Source organism: Flavobacterium sp. TAB 87 (assembly GCF_001529295.1).
Taxonomy (GTDB): domain Bacteria; phylum Bacteroidota; class Bacteroidia; order Flavobacteriales; family Flavobacteriaceae; genus Flavobacterium.
The window spans coordinates 241,084-263,119 of the sequence record NZ_LLWK01000034.1 but is presented as its reverse complement, the minus strand read 5'-3'; the positions used below and the strand labels follow the sequence as shown (position 1 = coordinate 263,119).

General features: G+C 33.8%; 22 protein-coding genes. 7 read left to right on the top strand and 15 right to left on the bottom strand.

Annotated elements, in window-relative coordinates:
* The first annotated feature begins 366 nt into the window (after positions 1-366).
* Complete coding sequence (locus tag AP058_RS06815; RefSeq protein WP_066308266.1) at positions 367-876, top strand: hypothetical protein; 510 nt, start codon at positions 367-369, stop codon at positions 874-876.
* Between the two features lie 215 nt (positions 877-1,091).
* On the opposite strand, the gene AP058_RS06810 is transcribed toward AP058_RS06815, so the two are convergent.
* From AP058_RS06810 to truA, 5 genes are all read right to left on the bottom strand, one after another.
* Positions 1,092-2,129, bottom strand: coding sequence for a site-specific integrase (locus tag AP058_RS06810; protein ID WP_066308262.1), 1,038 nt, complete (start codon positions 2,127-2,129; stop codon positions 1,092-1,094).
* Between the two features lie 289 nt (positions 2,130-2,418).
* Positions 2,419-3,807 carry a dihydrolipoyl dehydrogenase gene (gene lpdA, locus AP058_RS06805; protein ID WP_066308259.1) on the bottom strand — a complete coding sequence of 463 codons (1,389 nt, stop codon included), beginning with the start codon at positions 3,805-3,807 and terminating at the stop codon, positions 2,419-2,421.
* A gap of 239 nt (positions 3,808-4,046) precedes the next feature.
* On the bottom strand, positions 4,047-4,634 hold the full coding sequence (locus AP058_RS06800; RefSeq protein WP_066308256.1) for an NUMOD4 domain-containing protein: 588 nt from the start codon (positions 4,632-4,634) through the stop codon (positions 4,047-4,049).
* 189 nt (positions 4,635-4,823) lie between these two features.
* Positions 4,824-6,578, bottom strand: coding sequence for an ABC transporter ATP-binding protein (locus AP058_RS06795; protein ID WP_066308255.1), 1,755 nt, complete (start codon positions 6,576-6,578; stop codon positions 4,824-4,826).
* A gap of 164 nt (positions 6,579-6,742) precedes the next feature.
* The gene (truA, locus tag AP058_RS06790) at positions 6,743-7,483 is read right to left on the bottom strand and encodes a tRNA pseudouridine(38-40) synthase TruA (RefSeq protein WP_066308336.1); all 741 of its coding nucleotides are present in this window, start codon (positions 7,481-7,483) and stop codon (positions 6,743-6,745) included.
* A gap of 190 nt (positions 7,484-7,673) precedes the next feature.
* Between truA and AP058_RS06785 the strand changes: the two genes are divergently transcribed.
* A complete protein-coding gene (locus AP058_RS06785) occupies positions 7,674-8,171 on the top strand; it encodes a metallophosphoesterase (RefSeq protein ID WP_066308252.1) in 498 nt (165 codons plus the stop codon).
* On the opposite strand, the gene AP058_RS06780 is transcribed toward AP058_RS06785, so the two are convergent.
* From AP058_RS06780 to AP058_RS06770, 3 genes are all read right to left on the bottom strand, one after another.
* Positions 8,172-9,866, bottom strand: a complete 1,695-nt coding sequence (locus tag AP058_RS06780; RefSeq protein ID WP_066308249.1) for an ATP-binding protein — start codon at positions 9,864-9,866, stop codon at positions 8,172-8,174.
* A 76-nt stretch (positions 9,867-9,942) separates the two neighbouring features.
* On the bottom strand, positions 9,943-10,605 hold the full coding sequence (locus AP058_RS06775; RefSeq protein ID WP_066308247.1) for a response regulator transcription factor: 663 nt from the start codon (positions 10,603-10,605) through the stop codon (positions 9,943-9,945).
* Positions 10,606-10,771: 166 nt separating this feature from the next.
* Positions 10,772-11,185, bottom strand: a complete 414-nt coding sequence (locus AP058_RS06770) for a DUF4293 domain-containing protein (protein ID WP_066308245.1) — start codon at positions 11,183-11,185, stop codon at positions 10,772-10,774.
* Between the two features lie 183 nt (positions 11,186-11,368).
* On the opposite strand from AP058_RS06770, the gene rho reads away from it, so the two are divergent.
* The gene (gene rho, locus AP058_RS06765) at positions 11,369-13,114 is read left to right on the top strand and encodes a transcription termination factor Rho (protein WP_066308243.1); all 1,746 of its coding nucleotides are present in this window, start codon (positions 11,369-11,371) and stop codon (positions 13,112-13,114) included.
* A 186-nt stretch (positions 13,115-13,300) separates the two neighbouring features.
* Here the strand turns inward: rho and AP058_RS06760 are convergent, their stop codons facing one another.
* The 3 genes from AP058_RS06760 to AP058_RS06750 form a co-directional block, all read right to left on the bottom strand.
* Positions 13,301-14,323, bottom strand: a complete 1,023-nt coding sequence (locus AP058_RS06760) for a M28 family peptidase (RefSeq protein WP_066308241.1) — start codon at positions 14,321-14,323, stop codon at positions 13,301-13,303.
* A gap of 62 nt (positions 14,324-14,385) precedes the next feature.
* A complete protein-coding gene (locus AP058_RS06755; RefSeq protein WP_066308239.1) occupies positions 14,386-15,159 on the bottom strand; it encodes a dienelactone hydrolase family protein in 774 nt (257 codons plus the stop codon).
* A gap of 58 nt (positions 15,160-15,217) precedes the next feature.
* Positions 15,218-15,673 carry an Lrp/AsnC family transcriptional regulator gene (locus AP058_RS06750; protein ID WP_066308237.1) on the bottom strand — a complete coding sequence of 152 codons (456 nt, stop codon included), beginning with the start codon at positions 15,671-15,673 and terminating at the stop codon, positions 15,218-15,220.
* Between the two features lie 144 nt (positions 15,674-15,817).
* Here AP058_RS06750 and rocD point away from each other — a divergent pair, with 144 nt between their 5' ends.
* The 3 genes from rocD to AP058_RS06735 all read left to right on the top strand — a co-directional run bounded on the left by rocD (position 15,818) and on the right by AP058_RS06735 (position 18,145).
* Positions 15,818-17,071, top strand: coding sequence for an ornithine--oxo-acid transaminase (rocD, locus tag AP058_RS06745; protein WP_066308235.1), 1,254 nt, complete (start codon positions 15,818-15,820; stop codon positions 17,069-17,071).
* Between the two features lie 215 nt (positions 17,072-17,286).
* Positions 17,287-17,856 carry a molybdenum cofactor guanylyltransferase gene (locus AP058_RS06740; RefSeq protein WP_066308228.1) on the top strand — a complete coding sequence of 190 codons (570 nt, stop codon included), beginning with the start codon at positions 17,287-17,289 and terminating at the stop codon, positions 17,854-17,856.
* 70 nt (positions 17,857-17,926) lie between these two features.
* Entirely contained in the window at positions 17,927-18,145 is a 219-nt protein-coding gene (locus AP058_RS06735; RefSeq protein ID WP_066308225.1) for a hypothetical protein, read from the top strand.
* A 128-nt stretch (positions 18,146-18,273) separates the two neighbouring features.
* Here AP058_RS06735 and AP058_RS06730 read toward each other — a convergent pair whose 3' ends face one another.
* Positions 18,274-18,864, bottom strand: a complete 591-nt coding sequence (locus AP058_RS06730; RefSeq protein ID WP_066308222.1) for a DUF4202 domain-containing protein — start codon at positions 18,862-18,864, stop codon at positions 18,274-18,276.
* 281 nt (positions 18,865-19,145) lie between these two features.
* Here AP058_RS06730 and AP058_RS06725 point away from each other — a divergent pair, with 281 nt between their 5' ends.
* Positions 19,146-19,931 (top strand): META domain-containing protein, encoded by a 786-nt coding sequence (locus AP058_RS06725; RefSeq protein WP_066308220.1) that lies wholly within the window; start codon positions 19,146-19,148, stop codon positions 19,929-19,931.
* Between the two features lie 49 nt (positions 19,932-19,980).
* On the opposite strand, the gene nth is transcribed toward AP058_RS06725, so the two are convergent.
* The 3 genes from nth to AP058_RS06710 are packed head-to-tail and all read right to left on the bottom strand — an operon-like array spanning position 19,981 to position 21,917.
* On the bottom strand, positions 19,981-20,625 hold the full coding sequence (gene nth / locus AP058_RS06720) for an endonuclease III (protein ID WP_066308218.1): 645 nt from the start codon (positions 20,623-20,625) through the stop codon (positions 19,981-19,983).
* A 2-nt stretch (positions 20,626-20,627) separates the two neighbouring features.
* On the bottom strand, positions 20,628-21,017 hold the full coding sequence (gene msrB, locus AP058_RS06715) for a peptide-methionine (R)-S-oxide reductase MsrB (protein WP_066308217.1): 390 nt from the start codon (positions 21,015-21,017) through the stop codon (positions 20,628-20,630).
* Positions 21,018-21,047: 30 nt separating this feature from the next.
* Entirely contained in the window at positions 21,048-21,917 is an 870-nt protein-coding gene (locus tag AP058_RS06710) for an alpha/beta hydrolase (protein ID WP_066308334.1), read from the bottom strand.
* Positions 21,918-22,036 lie beyond the last annotated feature (119 nt).

Here is a 22,036-nt window from a genome sequence, read left to right as displayed (position 1 = left end):
AAATCAAGAACTGGAAGTCACCCTACAAGACCAAAGTCTTGTTTTTATTAAAAACGAACTATTTAAAGCCGAAATCAGGATTTGTTTTCTTTCCACTTCAATTTGTAGCCTAAAAAAACAGGCTTCTTAAAAGGCTTTATTTGGATTGTAGTAATACCAATGTGAGGGCATATTAGAGGAAAAAGAAGTTTTTTCACAGCCTGACGTTCCCACGCTTTGCTTTGTTGCGAGCTTCGGAACTGATTATTTTCTGTTAAAGATAAATATAATTGCGAAACGTGAACGTGATTTTAAAACAAATTTCGCAATAGAGCAAAACGTGTGTTACCAGATGTTTTTTTACTAATATTGTATAAAATTAAAATTATGAAAAATATAAACATTACAAATCAAACAAAATATTCTTTAGAATTTATTTTTTCCGAAGCAGATAAATTAGCTACAGAATTAACAAAGTCAATTTCGGAAAACACTAACAAGTCTTTTTTTGTTGTTGCTTTTTACTCTTCAATACTTTCATTTTCATTTTTCCAAATGGCTAAAGGAGAATATTTATATTTTATACTTTTAGCTGGGTGTATTTTAAGCATCATAATTTTACATAAAAATTTATTTCCTTCAATGATAGCTTTAAAAGGATCATTACCAGAACTTATGTTTGATAGTTATTTCGACTCTTTTTTAAATGAAGAATTAGAAAAAGAATATTTAGCTACACAAATTGAAAGTTATAATTATGCGCTTAACCACAACAAAGAAAATATAAAAAATATGGTTAATAGATTTAAAAAATCAATATATTGTATGTTAATATTCTTATTTTTTTTTATTGCTGTAACTTGTTTTTTCAGTTTTGTTGAATGTTTTCAATGTTGAAGTCGTGTTAGGTCTAGTGGCAGGTTTTCCCTGTATTTGATCTGTTTTCTGTTCTGTTTTTTCTTTTGTCATATTTCTTTATTTACTATATTGTCATTTAAAATATCTGGTAACTAGTATATATGCGTCTTACAGTAGCGTGAACAACGTCTAGGTGAGTTGTATTAGCGAACTTGAATTGCGTATAATATTTCGTGAAAATAGTAAAAATTGCTTTACAAATCGTCAAATGGACTCTTTATTTGCTGAATGTTTTTGGTGCTCACGTGGGTGTATATCTCGGTGGTTTTGCTGCTGCTGTGTCCTAATAATTCTTGAATATAATGCAAGTCTGTGCCCGACTCTAGTAGGTGAGTAGCGTAACTGTGCCTTAGCCAATGCAAGGTAACGGGCTTGGAAATTTGTACTTTAATTAAGGCTAATTTTAAAACTTGCTGTAAACTGCGAGCTTTGTAGGGTTGTCCTTTTTCGTACCCCTCAAAAAGATAAATAGATGGCTTATGGACTATAAAGTATTCTCTTAGTAGCGTTAGTATTTTGGGACTTAACGGTACGATTCGGTCTTTTTTACCTTTTGCATTTTTTAATAAGATGATGTTCCGTTTGGAGTCAATGTGGTGTGGACGCATGGCCAGAAGTTCCCCACAACGCAAACCACAGCTGTATATTAGGCATAGCATCGTCTTGTGCTTTAGATTGGAATGTGCGTCTAGAATTTGTTTAACTTCTTCTTTACTGAGTACGTTCGGTAAGCTTTTTTCTCTTTTCGGTCTGTGAATGGCATCAATTTCAATTTGACGGGACTGAATAGTAGAGAAGAAAAGTTTGATTGCATTTACGATTTGGTTTTGATACGAAACTGAAAATTTGTTTTTTATAATGTGTTCATTGTTAAACACAATGATATCTTCATTTGTGATTTCAGCTATTGGCTTTTCGGTATAAAAAAGCAGAAATGATTTTAACGCTTCTATGTAGGTCTTTACGGTACTTTCACTATAACGCTTGGAGGATAGCCAATACCTGAACTTCTCAATTTGTTCTACATTGTACAGTGAATGTGTTGGTTTCGGAATTATATTAAAACGTCTGATGTTGTGCTCAGAAGCAGGAACGTGCCATACTTTTTTACTAGCACTCCATCGTGCGTCATCTAGTTTTTTTAGACGACTGATTAAATCGATGTCTTTGTCGAAAAAAACGGCGATTCGTTGCTCATTTTTGTGAATTATTAACTTAGCGTTCCAATTCATATTACAGAATATTTAAAATTAAAGATAAGAAAAATCTTTGTTTTTAAGTAATTGATCTTGTTCTAAATTGGAACTATTTTTTATAAATCGAAGTGTTGTATTTGTAATCGTGCTAATTAGAACAAGTTGGGTCGCGTGAAGGATGGGAGTGATATCCTTTTGTGCCATGGTTTGGCACAAAAGATATGGTGGACAGCCTGACCCGCTTTTTTTGCGGGGCACGCCCAAATAAAAAGTCCGACCTGCAAAAATGCAAATTGGACTTTTATACATAAATATGTTTTACTTTTTACAAGTGAATTACTTCGCCGTAAGCATCAGCAACGGCTTCCATCACTGCTTCACTCATTGTTGGGTGCGGATGAATGGATTTAAGGATTTCGTGTCCTGTAGTTTCTAGTTTACGAGCTACAACCGCTTCTGCGATCATGTCGGTTACGCCGGTACCAATCATGTGGCAACCCAACCATTCACCATATTTGGCATCAAAAATCACTTTTACAAATCCGTCTGGAGTTCCAGAAGCTTGCGCTTTTCCTGAAGCTGAAAATGGAAATTTTCCAATTTTTAGGTCGTATCCTTTTTCTCTTGCTTGTTTTTCAGTTAGACCAACCGAAGCAATTTCGGGAGTTGCGTACGTACAACCGGGAACGTTTCCGTAATCGATTGGATCTACGTGCAATCCTTTAATTTTTTCAACACAGTTAATTCCTTCAGCCGAAGCAACGTGTGCTAAAGCTTGACCAGGAGTAACATCTCCAATAGCGTAATAGCCTGGAATATTTGTTGCGTTAAATTCGTTTACTAAAATTTTATCTCTGTCGGTTGCAATTCCAACTTCTTCTAGGCCAATATTTTCGATATTGGTTTTGATTCCAACTGCCGAAAGTACAATCTCTGCTTCTAAAATAACTTCTCCTTTTTCTGTTTTTACAGTTGCTTTTACGCCTTCGCCAGAAGTATCTAGTTTTTCAACAGAAGAATTGGTCATTATTTTTATTCCTGCTTTTTTTAATGATTTCTCGAATTGTTTCGAGATATCTTCGTCTTCTACTGGAACTACATTTGGCATAAATTCTACAATAGTTACATCGGTTCCCATAGAGTTGTAAAAGTGTGCAAACTCAACTCCAATAGCTCCAGAACCAACGATAATCATTGACTTTGGTTGCGTTGCTAAAGTCATTGCTTGGCGGTAACCAATTACTTTTACACCATCTTGCGGCAAGTTTGGCAACTCACGAGAGCGTGCTCCTGTTGCAATAATAATGTGGTCTGCGCTATATTCAGTTACTTTATTGTCTTTATCGGTGACGTCTAGTTTTTTTCCTGGTTTTAGTTTCCCAAATCCTAAGATAACATCAATTTTATTTTTTTTCATTAAAAAAGTAACGCCTTTGCTCATTCCTTCAGCAACGTTACGGCTTCGTTTTACTACTGCTCCAAAATCTTTATCGAAATCAGAAACTGTTAATCCGTAATCAGACGCATGTTTTAAATAATCAAAAACTTGAGCCGATTTTAGCAATGCTTTTGTCGGTATACAACCCCAGTTAAGGCAAACTCCACCTAAGTTTTCTTTTTCAACTACGGCCACCTTAAAGCCTAATTGTGATGCTCTAATGGCAGTTACATATCCACCAGGTCCACTTCCTAAAACAATAACGTCGTATTTCATTTTTGTACTTTTTTTAATTTAGCGCTCCACAACAACATAAAAATCGAGTTGTTATTTTTTACTGGATATTTACCAGTTTATTTGCGATTGCGAATTTAAGGATTTATTTTAAAAGAGGATTGAAAATTGTATGGAATCACTATTGTAAAAGCATATTTCACAGAGATTCCTGAAAAAGTGCATTTTTGTAAGGATGGATATGAAAGTATTAAGCACTAAAACTACTTGCTGAATTTTTATTAAACTGTAATATGTCCCCAGTTTTCGCCACTAACAATGCGTCTAATTTGCATTTCGCTGACACCAAATTGCTTAGCAATCATTTTTAGTCGGGTTTTATTGTCGGGTCTTGCTAGCAATTTTTTAATGTACATAACCTTGGTAACGGTTAGTTTGCGACCGTTGGCCAACTTGTTATTGGCTTGAAGTTCAGCCAAAGCACGTTTGTTGTTCGGACTATTGTAGCTGTGTTCTAGCATTTCTTCGTGAGTTGCCCACCTTAAATTACGAATATCATCGTTGTCTCTAACGTAATCTAAATGCAATAATTTGGTCTGATGCACAGCTGTTTTAGGAATAAATACTTCGGCAATTAATTTACAGATAAAATGACTGAAATTCGTTATTTTTCCTTCGTCATCTACGCGTTTGTAACGAAAAAATCGGTAACCGTCAATATAGGTTCCTTTAAGAAGTCGACCTTCCAGCATTTTATCATTAAAACTCAACATGCGTCCTTTGTTTGAAACGGCGTAACGATGTCTAAAGGTGCCTTCTAATTTAATTTCTCGGAATTCCTCATTAGGATAAACTCTAATTTGTGGCATTTGAATAGGGTTTAGAATTTGATATAAATAAAAAATGAAATTAATCGTACATTATAAAAATACATACAAAACTTATTTCCAAAATAATTCTACTATAGTAAATTTATACGAATTGTGTCTACATATAATTTTAAAGATACTACATTTTATCTAAGGATATAACTTACTAATAATTAGATTATTGTGTTCTTAATTGGCTACTACAAACTGAGAATCGTATAAGTTTTTATAATAACCACCGGTCTTATTAATTAATTCATGATGGTTTCCTTGTTCGACAATTTTACCTTTGTCCATCACAACAATCTTATCTGCATTTATTATAGTTGCTAATCGGTGCGCGATAACGATCGAAGTACGACCTTGAGTCACTGTCTCGGTGGCACGTTGAATTAATTCTTCAGAATAGGTGTCAATGGATGATGTGGCCTCGTCGAGAATTAAAATGCTCGGATTACTTACGTACGAACGTAAAAAAGCAATCAATTGACGTTGTCCCGATGATAACATTACGCCGCGTTCCTTTACGTCGAAATTATAATTGTCAGGCAGCGTCATTATAAAATTATGCACGCCAATTTCTTTGGCCGCTGAAATTACGTGCTCTTTGGTAATCTCTGGATTGTTTAGTGTAATATTATTATAAATGGTATCAGCAAATAGAAACACATCTTGCAATACTACTGCAATTTGCTTGCGCAGTGAAGCTAGCGTATAATTTTCGATATTTTGATTGTCAATACAAATCGTTCCCGAATTAATTTCATAAAAACGATTCAATAAATTAATAATAGTCGATTTTCCCGCTCCTGTAGAGCCAACAATTGCAACAGTTTGTCCCGCAGCAACCGACAAATTAATTCCTTTGATCACTTCTTCTTCCGGAATATAGCCAAATCGAACATCATTAAATTCTATAGCACCTCTAAACACTGGGGCTTCAATATTACCTGTGTCCTGAATTTGGTCTTGAGTATCAATGATATCAAAAACTCGGTTGGCCGCAATCATTCCCAACTGCATTTCGTTAAACTTATCTGCAATTTGACGCAATGGGTTGAACAACATAGAAATAAACATGGTATATGAAAATAAATCTCCAAAAGTGGTAAAAGTATCGCCATTCAAAATTTGAGTTCCGCCATACAACACCACGCACCCCAATGTTAGCGACGAAATAATATCGGCAATAGGAAAGAAAATCGAGTTGTACAAAATGGTCTTAATCCAGGCCGTCTTGTGTTTATCGTTTATTTCTCTAAATTTATCGAGTTCAATTTTCTCACGATTAAAGAGTTGCACAATTTTCATTCCGGTCACTCGTTCTTGTACAAACGAGTTCATATTCGAAATTTGTGTACGTACTTCCTCAAAAGCGACCTGCATTTTTCGCTGAAAAACTCGGGTAATAACCACTAAAATAGGCATTGCAATAATGACAATCCATGTTAATTTCCAGTTCATGTAGAACATAAAAATAAGTACGACAAACATTTTCATTAAGTCGCTGATAATCATAAATAAACCTTGACTAAAAATACGCGCAATAGCTTCAATATCAGAAACCGAACGCGTTACTAACTGCCCCACCGGAACCAAGTCAAAATACTTCATTCTGAAACTCAAAATGTGCTTGAACAGTTTGGTTCGAATGTCTTTTACAATATCTTGTCCCAACCAATTGGCCCAATACACAAAGTAAAACTGCGAAAAAACTTCGGCCAATAAAACCGCTCCCATAAGAGAAACGTACATTAAAAGTCCTTGTTTGTCTTCGGTTTGAATATAACTATCAACCGTTTGCTTTAATAAATAGGGGCGTAGTGCCGCAAAAATAGATAGCGAAATTGCAAATACAATGACGCCATTAAAACGGAGTTTATAAGGTTTGGTGTAAGTTAAAATTCGTTTGAATAATCGGGTATCAAAGGCTTTTGCTTTCATTTTTTTTCTTCTCAATCATTTGCAGGAGCTTAATCCTGTTTTTCGCTACAAGTTTTTCTCAAAAATACGCTTTTGTTTTGTTTTTTTCAAAGCTTCCGCTGGTCGCATTGCAAAAAACACAAAAGCAGTATTTTTGTCACAAAAGCTTTCCACTGCAACCAGGGCTATGGGTTTAAATAGTCATAATAAACATTGGTTAAGTACAAGCCATGTGCTGGGACAGAAAATCCTGCTTTTTCGCGACTTTTACTCGCAATTATCGCTTCAAAATCGAGTACCGTTATTTTATGTAATCCAATATTAATCAAGGTTCCAACTATAGCGCGAACCATATTTCTTAAAAAACGATTGGCCGAAATAGTAAAAATGAGCTGATCATTTTCTTTTTTCCAATAGGCTTCAAAAATCGTACAATCAAAAGTATTTACATCGGTATTCACTTTCGAAAAACACTGAAAATTAGTGTGTTGTAATAAAAGTTGTGCCGCTTCATTCATTAATGGCACATCTAATTTCTGATTAAAATACCAACTTAATTCCTCTACAAACGGATTTTTAAAAGTGTTTATACGGTATTCATACGTTCTCCTGCTCGCGTCAAAACGACAATGAGCTTCATCATGAACCAAAATAATGTCAAAAACAGCAATGTCTTTGGGCAAGTACGAGTTGAGTTTGTGTATCAATACAACAGAATCTATTGTACTTTGAAAATCAAAATGAGCAAACATTTGCTTGGCATGTACGCCAGTATCTGTTCGACCTGCTCCCATAAGTGCTACAGCTGAATTTAAGATTACACTAAGTGCTCTTTGCAACGTTTCCTGAACAGAACTCGCATTTGGCTGGTACTGCCAACCATGATATTGCGTGCCGTTGTATGCAAAGTGAATAAAGTATCTCAAGTTAAAGGATCCCATTTTGTGAGGGGCAAAGGTACAAAGTTTTTTATTAGAAGACGTAAATTTTGAGAAGTGACGACCGTTAAAAAAACGGATCATTAATAAGTATTCAATTTCTTATTTTTAGAATTACCAAGATAAAAACCTTCGAACCTTTGTATCTTTGATCCTCTAAATCTTTGAGCTTAAAAAATTGACAAAAATTCTCTTACTTTCCGACACCCACAGTTATATTGATGACACGATTTTAAAATACGTTAAGCAAGCCGATGAAGTTTGGCACGCTGGAGATATTGGTAATCTGGAAGTTACGGACGCAATTAAAAAATTGAAACCACTACGTGCTGTTTATGGAAACATTGATGATGCCAAAGCACGATTAGAATTTCCATTAGACAATCGGTTTTTTTGCGAAAAAGTTTCCGTTTGGATTACTCACATTGGCGGTTATCCCGGAAAATACAATCCGAAAATTAAAGAAGAGCTAGCTCAAAACCCGCCACAACTTTTTATTTGCGGACATTCGCATATATTAAAAGTGCAATTTGATAAAAAATTAAACTTATTGCACATGAACCCAGGAGCGGCCGGAAAAAGCGGATTTCATACCGTACGTACTATGTTGCGTTTTGTAATTGAGGAAGATAAAATAAAAGATTTAGAAATTATTGAGATCGAGCAACGCACTTAATTAGTACAAAATAGGCACTCTAATTTTTACGGAAGTTCCGTTTTTACTACTTGACTTTATATTTAAATCCCCATTCAAATTTTTAATTCTAGCTTTAATTTGATTAAGTCCGAAACCTTCGAGTGTCAACATTTTTGTGGTGTCGAAACCACGACCATTATCTTGAATTAAAATCATAATCTCATGGTTTACAAAAGTCATTTCAATCTGAGCTTTAGTCGCGTCACTGTGTTTGGCAATGTTATTAAATAGTTCGCAAATTATAAAGTACAATCGCATTTCAAACTTTTCATTGTAGCGTGTTTTGGTCGAAATTGTACTCAGGTATTCAAAATGAATGTTTGTGTTTGAGTTTTTTTCGCATAAATCCTCTATAGCATAAAAAAGCCCAAAACGAACCAGTAAGGTTGGCAATAATTTGTGCGATAAATCACGAACACGATCGTGAGCATCTTCTAAAATACTTTTGGTCTTTATAAGCTCTTCCGGTACTACCGCGTTAGTAGAACTCAACACCTTGAGGTGCATTCCTGCAGAAGATAACATTGCACTAATATTGTCATGTAAAAATTCAGCAATTTTTTTTCGCTCTGATTCTTGTCCATCAATACTTGCATTAATAATATTGTCTTGAATTTTTCGTTGAATATCTTTCAGTTTACTTTTTTGTTTCAATTTGGTATTCTGAAAGAAAAAATAAAATAAAATTATCGAAATAATAAACAAAGAAATCATAATACCTATGACTTTTTTATTTCGAGATTTTTCATACAGCAACAGTTCCTCTTTGTTTCTATACAAAGATTCTATTTTATCTAATTCACGCTTGTATTCATCAATTTGCAGATTGATACCTGTGGTATTAACTTTGCTTAATTTATCTTCAATTTTTATTAACTCATTTAAGCTATCGTACTTTGTGAGGGTCAAATATGCTTCTTTGTATTGTTTGTTTTTGAATAAGAATCTTGAATATTCTTGAAAAGTAAAAGACAGATCAGATCGTTCTTCATTCTTGATGCCTTCGTTAATCGCTTGTTTAAAGAAAGTTGCCGCTTGCACCGTATCATTTTTGTAATTATAGTACATTCCGTTCAGCAACTTTAGTGCTGTAATGGTGGTCGCATCTCCGTGTTTGGGATGGTGCTGGTTTATAAAATTGATATATTCTTCGCCTTTCTTAAATTCTTTAATATCAAAATAAGCCCACGCAATATTCAATTGGGTCAATACCAATTGAGAGCTATCTTTGGTTACCGTGCTATAATATAATGACTGTTTGTAATAGTAAATTCCTTTTTCGTAATCCTTTTTATCAAAGCAATAAATATTTCCTAAGTTATTAAATACCCAATTTAAAAGTTTATTATTCTTTGATTTCTCAGCATAGTATAGTGCTTTCTTATAATAAAACAACGATTTTTGAGGCTCACTTAAAGCATCAAAATTGGCTGCGATAGTATTATAGGCATAGCCAGTGGCGGCGTCATCTTGCGTTAGAATTGCTTTCTCTAAAAGTTTTCGACAGAAAATTAATGATTTTTCGTGTTCTTCGGTGTTCAGTAGTTCTACTGCTTGCACATATTCTTCGTACAATGCGTCAGTCTTCCAATCCGATTTTCTTTGCGCAAATAGTGAAGTATTTACTGTAAAAAGTAAAAATACAGCTAGTAAAAATATTCTAACTTTTAACATTTTAAGAATATTTCTGTAAGTGAATCATAATCTAATAATTGGATATTAATGAGGAAGCAAAAGCCTTGCGTAATGATTATGATTTAATCAGGTTGTTTTTGAGTGCGTACTTAACCAAACCAATTGTGTTTTTTGTTTTTAGCTTTTTCATGATATTCTTACGGTGCGTTTCCACTGTATTGGTGCTGATAAACAGCTGCTCGCTAATCTCTTTTCCGCTGTATTCTAATGATATAAGTGTAACAATTTCTAACTCGCGTGCAGTCAGTATCGAATTTTGAACGGCATCTAATTTATTCAACTTGGGATTGCTTTTTGTAAACGTATCAAATATTTTCAAACGCACATCATTACAAAAGTACTCTTCTCCTTTGCTCACCGTTTGTATGGCTTCAATAATACTTTCTCCTGCACATTTTTTAGTCAAATAACCGCTTGCTCCTAATTTCATAACTTCTTTGATGATCTTCAGGTCATCATAACTAGAAAGCACTATAACGCGACAAGGATATCCTTTTAGATTGAATTCTTTTAAAACTTCGATACCATCTTTGGTAGGCATACTAATATCTAAAACTAAAATAGAAGATTGATTTTGAGTCACTTCGTCGTAAAGATTAGATCCATCTAAGGAACTTCCGACAACTTGATAGTAGGCAACAGTTTGTAGTAATCTAGTCAAACCGTCAATTAATACTTGATGGTCGTCTGCGAGGTGAATTCGTATTTTTTCTGTCATAAAGCGTAAGCTTAAAATATAGATTTTGGTGTAAATCAAAATGCATTTTGCAACACTATTTTATATTCGATAGGGTAAAAATAATGATATTTGCTCAAACTAAAACATAAAAAAGCCCGAATATTACATTCGGGCCTTTTTCGCACATAAAATTAAATTTATAGGTTTATCTCAAACGATCCACTGATTTTACAAGATCTTCGTCCTTTTTGATGGCTTTATTAGCTAAAACTAATAACACGATAGCAATTATAGGCAGAAACATCCCAATACCTTTCTCTGAAACAACGGGTGTTTCTCCAGATATATTTAGTGAACGATATACAAACAATCCCAATAAAATTAAATTTAATATCATATTCAGTCGGTTCATCACAAACTGATTTTGTCTTTTTTTGAACGAAATTATACTTAATACAGATAGCACTGTACTTAAACCCAATAATACAACATATAATTGGTTTTCCATAAAATAAAATGGCTTTTGATCTTCAAACGTCCATAATGGAAAAAAGAAGAATACAATTGCTGTTACAGCAAAGGTAAGTACAAGATATATAGTCTGAATTCTCTGTAGCATATTTTAATAATTGTTGTACAAAAATATATTTTCTTTTTCTAAAATACTATTGTATGATAAAATTTTATTCGTATTATTGCACTATAATACCGTAAGCACTTCATACTGCGGTTGATTCAATAAATAAACCTACTGGCATTCTCTACAGTATTTCCTAAAATTAATTAAATTCAAAGAATATTCATGTTTGATATTTCTGCATTAAAAGAAATGAAGCTCGTCGAGCTTCAAGAAATAGCTAAATTGGCTAAAACAATTAAGTTTAACGGAGTAAAAAAAGAGACTCTTATTAGTCAAATTTTGGCGAATCAAGAAAGTTCTTCAATTGCAGCTGCAAAGCCAATTCCGTCAGATGATACGGATTCTAAAGCAAAACGCGTTAGAATCATGCCTGATAAAAAAACAAAATCTGTTGAATTAAAAGAGCAAGAGAATCCAGTTACAGAAGAAGCAGTTCCGGTTTCTAGCCCAGAAGAAACGGTTGCAGTAGACAAAAAAGAAAAGAAAATTATAAAATTTAGTAAGTCTGCCTACGAAAAGAAAGTAGCCTTGCAAAAAGAAAAGGAAGCAGTTAAAGAAGTCGAAACGACAACTGAAACTGAGGAAAAGGAAGCTACTATTGAAAAAGCAGAAGCTCCAGTTCAGGCTAAAAAGCCAAATCCCAATCAGCTAAATAAGCAAAACGCAAACCAAAACCAGAATGGAAACGGAAGCGGAAACCAGAATGGAAATGGCAATCAAAGTGGAAACGGTAATAGCAATCCGAATCATAAAGGTAAAAAGAATGTCAATTTTAGAGATTCAGATTTTGAATTTGACGGAATAATTGAAAGTGAAGGTGTTCTTGAAATGATGCCCGATGGTTATGGATTTTTACGTTCGTCTGATTATAATTATTTAGCTTCACCTGATGATATTTATTTATCAACTTCGCAAATTAGATTGTTTGGTTTAAAAACAGGTGATACGGTAAAAGGTGTAGTACGTCCTCCAAAAGAAGGAGAGAAGTTTTTTCCTTTAGTGCGTGTGCTTAAAATTAATGGTCATGATCCGCAAGTAGTTCGCGATCGTGTTTCATTTGAACATTTAACACCCATTTTTCCTTCCGAGAAATTTAAATTAGCTGAAAAGCAAAGCACAATTTCAACGCGTATTATTGATTTGTTCTCACCATTAGGTAAAGGACAGCGTGGTATGATTGTTGCCCAGCCTAAAACAGGTAAAACAATGTTATTAAAAGACATTGCAAACGCCATTGCAGCCAATCACCCAGAAGTATATTTGATCGTTTTATTAATTGACGAAAGACCTGAAGAGGTTACCGATATGCAGCGTAGTGTGCGTGGAGAAGTTATTGCATCTACTTTTGACAGAGAGCCGCAAGAACACGTAAAAATTGCTAATATTGTTTTAGAAAAAGCAAAACGTTTGGTAGAATGTGGTCACGATGTCGTGATTTTATTAGACTCTATTACGCGTTTGGCTAGAGCTTACAATACGGTACAACCTGCCTCTGGAAAAGTATTGAGCGGTGGAGTAGATGCCAATGCCTTGCAAAAACCAAAACGTTTCTTTGGAGCTGCTCGTAATGTTGAGAATGGTGGTTCATTAAGTATCATCGCTACTGCATTAACCGAGACTGGTTCTAAAATGGACGAAGTTATTTTTGAGGAATTTAAAGGAACTGGTAATATGGAATTGCAGTTGGATCGTAAGATTGCGAACAAACGTATTTTTCCAGCCATTGATTTAACCTCTTCAAGTACACGTAGAGACGATTTATTACTAGACGAAAAAACACTGCAACGCATGTGGATTATGCGTAAATATTTATCAGATATGAATCCGGTGGAGGCCATGAGTTTTATAAACGATAGATTTAAGAAAACAAGAAACAACGAAGAGTTTTTGATTTCTATGAATGACTAGGTTTAGAGTCGCAAAGATTAAGAACTTGAGAGCTTTAAAGGTGATACGTTGAAAGGAGAATAAGTCCTCTAAACACCAGATTGAAGTTTTAAAGTTAGATACAAAAAAAGGATGAGTTTTAGCTCATCCTTTTTTTATGCTTTCATTTAATTATAAAAGGCTTTTGTCTTTGCCATTTCAAACCCTTTATTTAAGTGGTTTATCAACAACAGGTCTGTTTTCTCTATTGGCTAAATCCCAAGCTAAAACAAATGCTAATTGTGTTCTTTTTTCCAAAGCATCGTATTCAATTTTATCTGCTGTGTCTGTTTTCTGGTGGTAGTCCGCATGGACTCCGTTGAAAAAGAAAACAGCTGGAATACCTTTTTTAGCAAAATTATAATGATCAGAACGTTCGTAAAAATGATTAGGGTCGTTTGGTTCATTAAATTTGAAGTCTAAATCTAATTTTACATATTTTTCATTCTGACCAACTACTGCTTTATGCAAATCGGTTGATAAGCGATCAGCACCAATTACATATACATAATTGTTGGTATTGGCGTGCTCTACATCGCGACGACCAATCATATCAATATTAATATCGGCTATAGTGTTGGCCAACGGAAACAAAGGATTTTCAGAATAAAAACGAGAACCGTGTAAGCCGTGTTCTTCACCCGTAACGTGCAAAAATAAAATCGAACGTTTCGGTCCGTGACCGTCTTTTTTCGCTTGAGCAAAGGCTTTAGCCATTTCCATTAAAGCAACAGTTCCAGAACCATCGTCGTCAGCGCCATTATATACATCGCCATCTTTCATGCCTACATGATCATAATGTGCCGAAATCACTAAAATTTCTTCTGGTTTTTCAGAACCTTCAATGTACGCCCAAATGTTTTCAGAATCTTGCAAACCTTCGTTTCGCTTTGCATTTAAATAAGCGGCAGGAATAGCTTGGTAATAATTGTCTGCTCCTTTTGGAAACGGAACATTATTTTTTTGATATTGTTCAATCATGTAACGACCCGCTTTTTTCTGCCCTTCAGATCCAGTTTCTCTGCCTTCCATTTCATCAGAAGCTACTATATAAAGGTGTTTCTTTAGATTGGCTGCTGTTATTGTTTTTTGATATTTTGTTGGATCAGAATTATCAACTTCGGTAAGTGGTTTGGTGCCATTGCAAGAATACAAGGAGCCAATTAAAAAAAGTAAAACAAATTTTCTCATAAAATTTTAGTTTATTTTTAAGTGATTGTTTGGGATTTATTCCAATAGAGTTTGGTGATCGTTTATTTTAAAACTTCTTTTAAGAAGGATTTTAAATGTTCAAAAGAGCGTTTAGCCGCTTTTTCGTTATATGCATTTCCAGTGCTATTATCATTTCCAGCCTCTGGATTGGTAAACGAATGAACTGCATTTCCGTAGTTAATAAATTGCCAATCTGCATTTCCAGCACGCATCTCTTTTTCGAAATTTAAAATATCGTCGTTGGTTACACTTTTATCATCGGCACCGTTGTACACTATTATTTTTGCTGATAGCGAAGTTTCGTTCATACGCATACTAGAATTGCGCAAGCCACCATGAAAAGAAACAGCACCTCGAACATCTAAATGTCCGCGAGCAGCTTCTAGGGCGCCAGTTCCACCAAAGCAGTAACCAATTACTACTATATTATCTTCGGTGGCTCCATTTTTTATAAGTTGCTCTAAAGCCAGCTGAATTCGTTTCTGGTATTCTACAAAATGTGATTTGTAATAGCTTGAAATTTTGCCTGCTTCTGTATTGTCTTTTGGTAAATTTCCTTCTCCATATATATCTGCAATAAAAACAGTATATCCCAAAGTAGCCAATTCAGTAGCTATATTTTTGGATGGATTATCGATTCCTTTCCATGCAGGAAGAATTAAAATTCCAGGACTTGCAGTTTTTTTAGTTGCAGGGAGTGCAAGCACGCCGTTTAATTTTTGTTCTTTATCTTGATAAGCAATCGTTTTTAATTGCGCGAACATCGTATTCGATGCTATAATCATTAGTAAAAAAAGATTAGTTAATTTTTTCATGATGTTATGTTTACAACAAATATCAGTAAAAAAACCAAAGAAACTTCTTTTTAAAGAATTATTCAGTGCTAATGTTTCTTTTAAACGCGCAGCCTAGCTCAATAATAGAGTCCGTTTTTGAAATTCCGACAATGCTGTCAATTTTTTCATAAAGAATGGTACGCATGTGCTCGTGATTTTTTGCAATTAATTTGACGTAAAGAGTAAACGAACCAGTGACATAATAGCATTCGGTAATTTCTGGAATTTTCTTTAATTCTTCGATAATACGATTTGAATCAGAGTCTCTGTTTAAGCTTATCCCTGTAAAAGAAGCCCAATCATACCCGATTTTTTTTTCATTTATAATTGGTCTAATTCCTGTAATTATTCCTTGCTCCATCAAACGATTTATGCGTTGATGAACCATGGTGTTCGATATTTTTAATTGAGATGCAATAGCAGAATAGGCCATTCTACCATCTTTCTCTAACTCGGCAATAATTTTGCTATCAAATTCGTCTAAAATTTCCATTTCTAACTTTATAAATTGACTTAATTTTTTATTTATTGAATATAAATTGACTTAAAAAGTTTATATTTTAGTCAAAAATAGTTAAATACAAGGTTAAATTGAAAACATTTTATATTTTTGTTCAAAAGATTAAAAGAAAAAATTATGTCAGAGATTCAAGAAACACTTTCAATACAATCGGAAGCATTAATTACAAAAGAAAATAAATACGGTGCACACAATTACCACCCGTTGCCTGTTGTCCTTAATAAAGGAGAAGGCGTATATGTTTGGGATGTTGATGGAAAAAAATATTACGATTTTTTATCAGCGTACTCAGCAGTAAATCAAGGGCATTGTCATCCAAAAATTATCGATGCAATGCTAAAACAAGCGCAGACGTTAACATTGACTTCGCGTGCCTTTTATAATGACCAATTGGGAATTTATGAAGAATATGTAACTAAATATTTTGGTTTTGATAAGGTTTTGCCAATGAATACTGGTGCAGAAGCAGTTGAAACAGCAATTAAATTATGTAGAAAATGGGCGTATGAAGTAAAAGGAATTGCAGAACACGCCGCTGAAATTATCGTTTGTGAAAACAACTTTCATGGAAGAACGACTACCATTATTTCTTTTTCAAACGATGAAGGTGCACGTAAAAATTTCGGTCCTTATACAGCAGGATTCGTAAAAATTGAATACGATAATTTAGAAGCGTTAGAAAAAGCGTTAAAAGCATCAAAAAATATTGCTGGTTTTCTAGTTGAGCCAATTCAAGGTGAAGCGGGAGTTTATGTTCCTTCTGACGGATATTTGGCAAAAGCAAAAGAGTTATGTGCCGCGCACAATGTTTTGTTTATTGCAGATGAAGTGCAAACTGGGATCGCTCGTACGGGTAAATTATTGGCAGTGCACCATGAAAATGTGCAGCCAGATATTTTAATCCTCGGAAAAGCAATTTCTGGAGGAGTGTATCCTATTTCTGCAGTTTTGGCAAATGACTCAATTATGAACGTGATTAAACCAGGACAGCACGGTTCTACTTTTGGAGGAAACCCGGTCGCAGCAGCAGTTGCTATTGCCGCTCTTGAGGTGGTAAAGGACGAGAATTTAGCGGAGAACGCAGAACGTTTGGGAATCATTTTAAGAAAAGGGTTGAATGATATTGCAGCTAAAAATTCATTAATTACGTTGGTTCGTGGTAAAGGTTTATTAAATGCAATTGTAATTGACTGTAATGAAGATTCTGATTTAGCTTGGGACATTTGTCTGAAATTTAGAGATAATGGCTTGCTAGCTAAACCAACACATGGAAATAAAATTCGTTTGGCGCCGCCTTTGGTAATTACAGAAGCGCAAATCCACGAATGCTTGGAGATCATAGAAAAATCGTTAGAAGCATTCCGTTCTTAGTGATTTAAAAGTATTTTTTAAAAAGGTCGTCTGTAATAGACGGCCTTTTTTTGTTTACATAAATTATTATATTGTCCTTATTATAAGTGATTTATACTTTTTATTTTTCGTAAATTTAAAGTTCTTAAGATTTCAAAACTTTAAATTACGCGATAATGCAGTAATTGGTAACGGGACATCTGAACTAATTATTAGATAATTATAAAATTAATGTGATGAAAGAAGTAACTATTTTTATTTTGTGTGGTACTAAAAACACAAGATTGTGCTGCGAAAAAGGCTTGGTATTATTTCAAGGAAAACCTTTTATTGAGCGCATCATAGATATAGTTTTGCCCATTTCTTCTAATATTATATTGGTTACAAATGATACTGAATATGATTATTTGAAGTATAAAAAAATAATTGATCCTGAAAAAGAAAAAGGAACATTAGGCAGTATTTTTACCGCTTTACAATACAGTAATACCAAATATAATTTAATTTTAAGTTTAGACATTCCACTAATTTCTACCGAATTACTAATGGAATTGATTGATAAGCATGATGAAGCGGCGGAGATTACAATTTTGTCATCTAAAAGTAGAATGCTTCCGTTAATCGGAATATATTCTAAAAAAATAGCTCCTTTGCTACAGCAAGCGATTGCAAAGAATGAATTAAAATTAAAAAACTTTATTACTACAGTACCACATCAAATAATAACTTTTGATGAATCTACAGAAAATCAGGGAATCAATGTCATTTCGGTCGATGAGCTGGATCAATTGCCAAATCGGATGTAAAAGACATTTGTTATTTAAACGTTAATTTGGGGAGCTATACATTTTAATACTGTCTTTAAAAATATAGATTATGGTAAAATTTTGGATAATTTCAATTGTTATATATATCATTTCAACCTACTTGTTGTCTAAGTTTACTTTAAAAGCAAATAGGAGAGAAGTTGGTGAGCGAATTTGGAGATTTGGTAGCGGAAGATCTACGTATTGGCGTATTCTTACTCTATGTAGTTTTGGAATAACAGTGGTAGTAATGCTTGTTTTGCATTGGATCGGAATTGTTATTACTTAAATAGCATAAAGAACTTCTGTTTTTTTCTTATAAAATCGATATGACTTTAAGTTTAGAGATTTATAAGCATTCTAATACAACGCGAATCAGTTCAAAACGTAAAAGCATTAAAAAAATGCTATTTACTTTTATATAGTGAGTAGTGCGCTTTTTATTAAGTCTAAATTTTCTTTACTATAACTAATTTTTAAGGCTGCATCATGACCATTTTTAGACATTTTTGCCCAAGTTTTGATAATGATGTTTTTCATTTTTTCATCATCATGTTTAACCGCAAAATGTTCAAGATAAAATTCTAAAAACACCAAACAAATTACATCTTCTAACAGCTGTGTTTCAAGATCTTTTTTAAGTGATTTTTTTTCTATTAAAAAACAAACACGGTTAATGAAATCTTCAGGGTAACCAACTTTGCTTAATATTTGGGCCGTAGTCGTAGCGTGGAATTTTTTTAATTCTTCGCGCCATTTTAAATATCCCACACGATCAATTGGATACAACTTACGTTCAATTTTCCATCTACAAATGTGTTGCGCTTTAGATGCAATTTGAACTTCTTCGGAAGCTTGCGGTGCAAACTGCATTAAACGAGCATACATGCGGTCTGAGTATACTAATTCTTTTGGATGTTTTTTTTCGTCAACAATTTCATAATTAGGATCTTGTGCATTTGCTGCGTCAATATATTCAGAAGCTTTTAAAAAAAGTGTATGTGTCATCAGAAGTAATTATAGCTTCAAATATAAGATAATATATTTTAACGTATCTCGGTTTAATCTGCCGTCACGAAAGTGAATTTGTACGTACGTTTATCATTTTTTTTTAAAAAGAAACTACAACAATCTTTTAAAGTTTAACTATTGAGGTTTCGATGCTTATGCGTTGTAAAATTCGGATGGTCTAAAATCATTTTACTCATTTATTGTACATTTATAAAAGCATCGAAATCGTGGCATTACTATTGTCAACTGTTTGTTCTTAATTCTAAACGTATACTCTTATGAAAACAGTTTTATATGCATTAATTTTTCCTTTAGTTATGCTGAGTTGCAAATCGACGAAGATAAGTAAGGATGCAGAATCTAGTAAAGAAACAGTTATGAATACCAACAATGATGCTGCTTATTCAAGCTTTTTTAAAGCAAGTGGAAATGAACCTTTCTGGAATATTAAAATGGGGCGTGATAAAATTATTTTTAAATCATTGATTCCTGATTTCGAAGATGGAGAATTTGAATACTCAGATCCAATTATGGCAATGGATGCCAATGTAAAAACGTACCGTCTAAAAAATAATCAGACTACATTAAATATTACCATTATTCAAGGAAAATGCTCCGATTCTATGGCTGACAAAGTTTCGCCTTATACAGTTAAAGCGGAAATAAAAAGAAATGATGCGTTATCGTTTCAAATTTTGGAAGGATGTGGCGCTTACTCGACCGATTATCGTTTGCATGATATTTGGTCATTGGAGTCGTTAAATGGAGATAAAGTTACGAGTGAAAATTTTGAGCTACAAAAACCATATATCGAAATTAATTCGGCCGAAAATACTTTTATGGGCTACGCGGGTTGTAACAACATAAACGGTTCTGTTTTCTCTGAAAATAAAGTACTACGCTTTACAGATGTGCTCTCGACACTAAAGATGTGTTTGCCTAACAATCAAGAATCGAAGTTTCTGCAATTGCTACAAAGCACCACAACCTATAAAATAGAAAATAATAGATTGACGTTGTCTAATGCTTCGGGTGCAGAAGTAGTGTTTAGAAAAGTAGATTAATTTATGCTTTTAAACAGTGTCTAAAAGCTTTTATTATCAAACGCATGAACTACAGTTGATGCGTTTGATAATACAAACACTCTTTTTTAAGCAGACATTCTTCGCATTTTGGTTTAGGTCGACAAGTTTCTCTTCCTAAAAAAGAAATTGCCATACCTATGGTATTCCAAATTGATTTTGGAAGAGCTTCCATTAATAATTTTTCCGCTTTTACTCCATCTTTAGTTTCAGGAATAATTCCGATTCTAGGTGCTACTCGAATTACATGTAAATCTGCAATTATTCCTTCAGCAGGTTTATGCGATTCGTGCAGAATAACATTTGCCGATTTTCTACCAATTCCTTTTAATTTCACCAAATCATTTAAATTCATCGGAATTGCATCATCTTTCTCAATGGTTTGTGCGGTGTCAAGCAACCACTTCGCCTTATTTCCAAAATTACGTACCGTTGCAATATGCGGAATAATTGCTTCTACGCTAGAAACAGAAAGACTTTCCATATTCGGAAAAGCGGCAAATAGTTCAGGTGCAATTTTATTAATGTTCGCATCAGAATCTTGTGCTGATAGAACTACCATAACCAACAGTTGATAGGTGTTTTGGTACTCTAAAGGGTGTTTTCGTCCCTTATACTTTTGTAAAATAGGTTGTAGTTTGGTTTCCCAATCTATAGTCTCGTCAAATAAATCCATTTTTATTCTTTAAAATCAATCGATAAAGAATTCACACAATATCGTTGTCCCGTTTCACTTGGTCCATCGTCAAAAACGTGACCTAAATGACTGCCGCAATTGGCACAAACTATTTCGGTACGTTTCATTCCGTACGTTACATCAGTTAAATATTCAACTTTGCCAGGAATAGATTCATCAAAAGATGGCCAACCACAATGTGCATCAAATTTAGCTTTACTTTCGAATAAAGCTTCTCCACAAGCGCCACAAGCGTAGGTTCCATTTTCATAATGAAGATTATATTGTCCAGTATGTGGTCTTTCCGTTCCTTTCTGACGCAGAACGTGAAAGCGATCATCACCCAGTTGCTCTTTCCATTCTTGATCTGACTTTTCTATATTGTATTTCATAATTGTAGTTTTAATTTAACTAAAATAAAGTTAGTTATTATTTTCGATAAATTCTAAAGTAGTAGTTATTACTGCTTCGTCACCCAAAATTTTGCGATGTCCTAAACCATTGGTAATTAATAATTTTCCGTTTTTTAGATTCTTATAGATATTTTTACCGGCTTTTACCGAAACCTCTGGATCATCTGTATCGTGTATGACTAAAACTGGAATTTCGATTTTTTGTGCCGCACGATATGCTGAATAATCGTCCATTTTGTCATGTAATCTACTTTCAAAATAGGTACAAAGTTTACTACTGTAAATAGGATCGATTTTTAATTTTGCAACAAAATCATTTAAAATATCTTGAACGATGTCACCACTTCCGATGAGAACAGCACTTTTAACTTGTAGACCAGTACTAATTGCATTGGCAACAGACATCCCACCTAACGAATGGCCAATTGCGGCCTCAAACGGGCCAAATTTTTTCTCTAGCGCTAAGATAGAAGCAATAAAGTCGAGCATCATAGTTGCATTTCCTGGAGATTTTCCGTGCGCTGGAGCATCGAAACTTATTGTTTCATATCCCTTTTTGCATAGCGCATCAGCAATTTTAAATAATTGTGTACCGCGACCTGACCAACCGTGCACAAGCAATATTTTTTTGTCACTTTTACCGTATTGATAGACATTGATTTCTTTTTGAATCGAAGGAACCTTAAATTTTGTTTGAACACTTTGGGCATCCATTTGCAGTTCTCGTTTCGGAATTTTATGTTTTATGGGAGATGTAAATAATTTCGCAGCAAATTTCGTCATCAATTTAGGAGATACATTCGATAAAAATTTGCTCGTTAGTAAAATAGCTTGCGGAATTTTTAAAGATTGCTTAGGATTGAGTGCTTTTTTTGGCATTTTAATAATATTTTTTTGACGAATAATTTGTGGTATTTTTTTCCTAATTTTAGGAAACATAAAAGTAGTACAATTAGCAAACACAATACATTTTTTTACATTTTATTATAATTGGTTGT

Coding starts and splice junctions, on each gene's coding strand:
- AP058_RS06815 (WP_066308266.1), top strand. CDS start 367: ATGAAAAATATAAACATTACAAATCAAACAAAATATTCTTTAGAATTT.
- AP058_RS06810 (WP_066308262.1), bottom strand. CDS start 2,129: ATGAATTGGAACGCTAAGTTAATAATTCACAAAAATGAGCAACGAATC.
- lpdA (WP_066308259.1), bottom strand. CDS start 3,807: ATGAAATACGACGTTATTGTTTTAGGAAGTGGACCTGGTGGATATGTA.
- AP058_RS06800 (WP_066308256.1), bottom strand. CDS start 4,634: ATGCCACAAATTAGAGTTTATCCTAATGAGGAATTCCGAGAAATTAAA.
- AP058_RS06795 (WP_066308255.1), bottom strand. CDS start 6,578: ATGAAAGCAAAAGCCTTTGATACCCGATTATTCAAACGAATTTTAACT.
- AP058_RS06780 (WP_066308249.1), bottom strand. CDS start 9,866: ATGTTAAAAGTTAGAATATTTTTACTAGCTGTATTTTTACTTTTTACA.
- AP058_RS06775 (WP_066308247.1), bottom strand. CDS start 10,605: ATGACAGAAAAAATACGAATTCACCTCGCAGACGACCATCAAGTATTA.
- AP058_RS06770 (WP_066308245.1), bottom strand. CDS start 11,185: ATGCTACAGAGAATTCAGACTATATATCTTGTACTTACCTTTGCTGTA.
- rho (WP_066308243.1), top strand. CDS start 11,369: ATGTTTGATATTTCTGCATTAAAAGAAATGAAGCTCGTCGAGCTTCAA.
- AP058_RS06760 (WP_066308241.1), bottom strand. CDS start 14,323: ATGAGAAAATTTGTTTTACTTTTTTTAATTGGCTCCTTGTATTCTTGC.
- AP058_RS06755 (WP_066308239.1), bottom strand. CDS start 15,159: ATGAAAAAATTAACTAATCTTTTTTTACTAATGATTATAGCATCGAAT.
- AP058_RS06750 (WP_066308237.1), bottom strand. CDS start 15,673: ATGGAAATTTTAGACGAATTTGATAGCAAAATTATTGCCGAGTTAGAG.
- rocD (WP_066308235.1), top strand. CDS start 15,818: ATGTCAGAGATTCAAGAAACACTTTCAATACAATCGGAAGCATTAATT.
- AP058_RS06740 (WP_066308228.1), top strand. CDS start 17,287: ATGAAAGAAGTAACTATTTTTATTTTGTGTGGTACTAAAAACACAAGA.
- AP058_RS06735 (WP_066308225.1), top strand. CDS start 17,927: ATGGTAAAATTTTGGATAATTTCAATTGTTATATATATCATTTCAACC.
- AP058_RS06730 (WP_066308222.1), bottom strand. CDS start 18,864: ATGACACATACACTTTTTTTAAAAGCTTCTGAATATATTGACGCAGCA.
- AP058_RS06725 (WP_066308220.1), top strand. CDS start 19,146: ATGAAAACAGTTTTATATGCATTAATTTTTCCTTTAGTTATGCTGAGT.
- nth (WP_066308218.1), bottom strand. CDS start 20,625: ATGGATTTATTTGACGAGACTATAGATTGGGAAACCAAACTACAACCT.
- msrB (WP_066308217.1), bottom strand. CDS start 21,017: ATGAAATACAATATAGAAAAGTCAGATCAAGAATGGAAAGAGCAACTG.
- AP058_RS06710 (WP_066308334.1), bottom strand. CDS start 21,917: ATGCCAAAAAAAGCACTCAATCCTAAGCAATCTTTAAAAATTCCGCAA.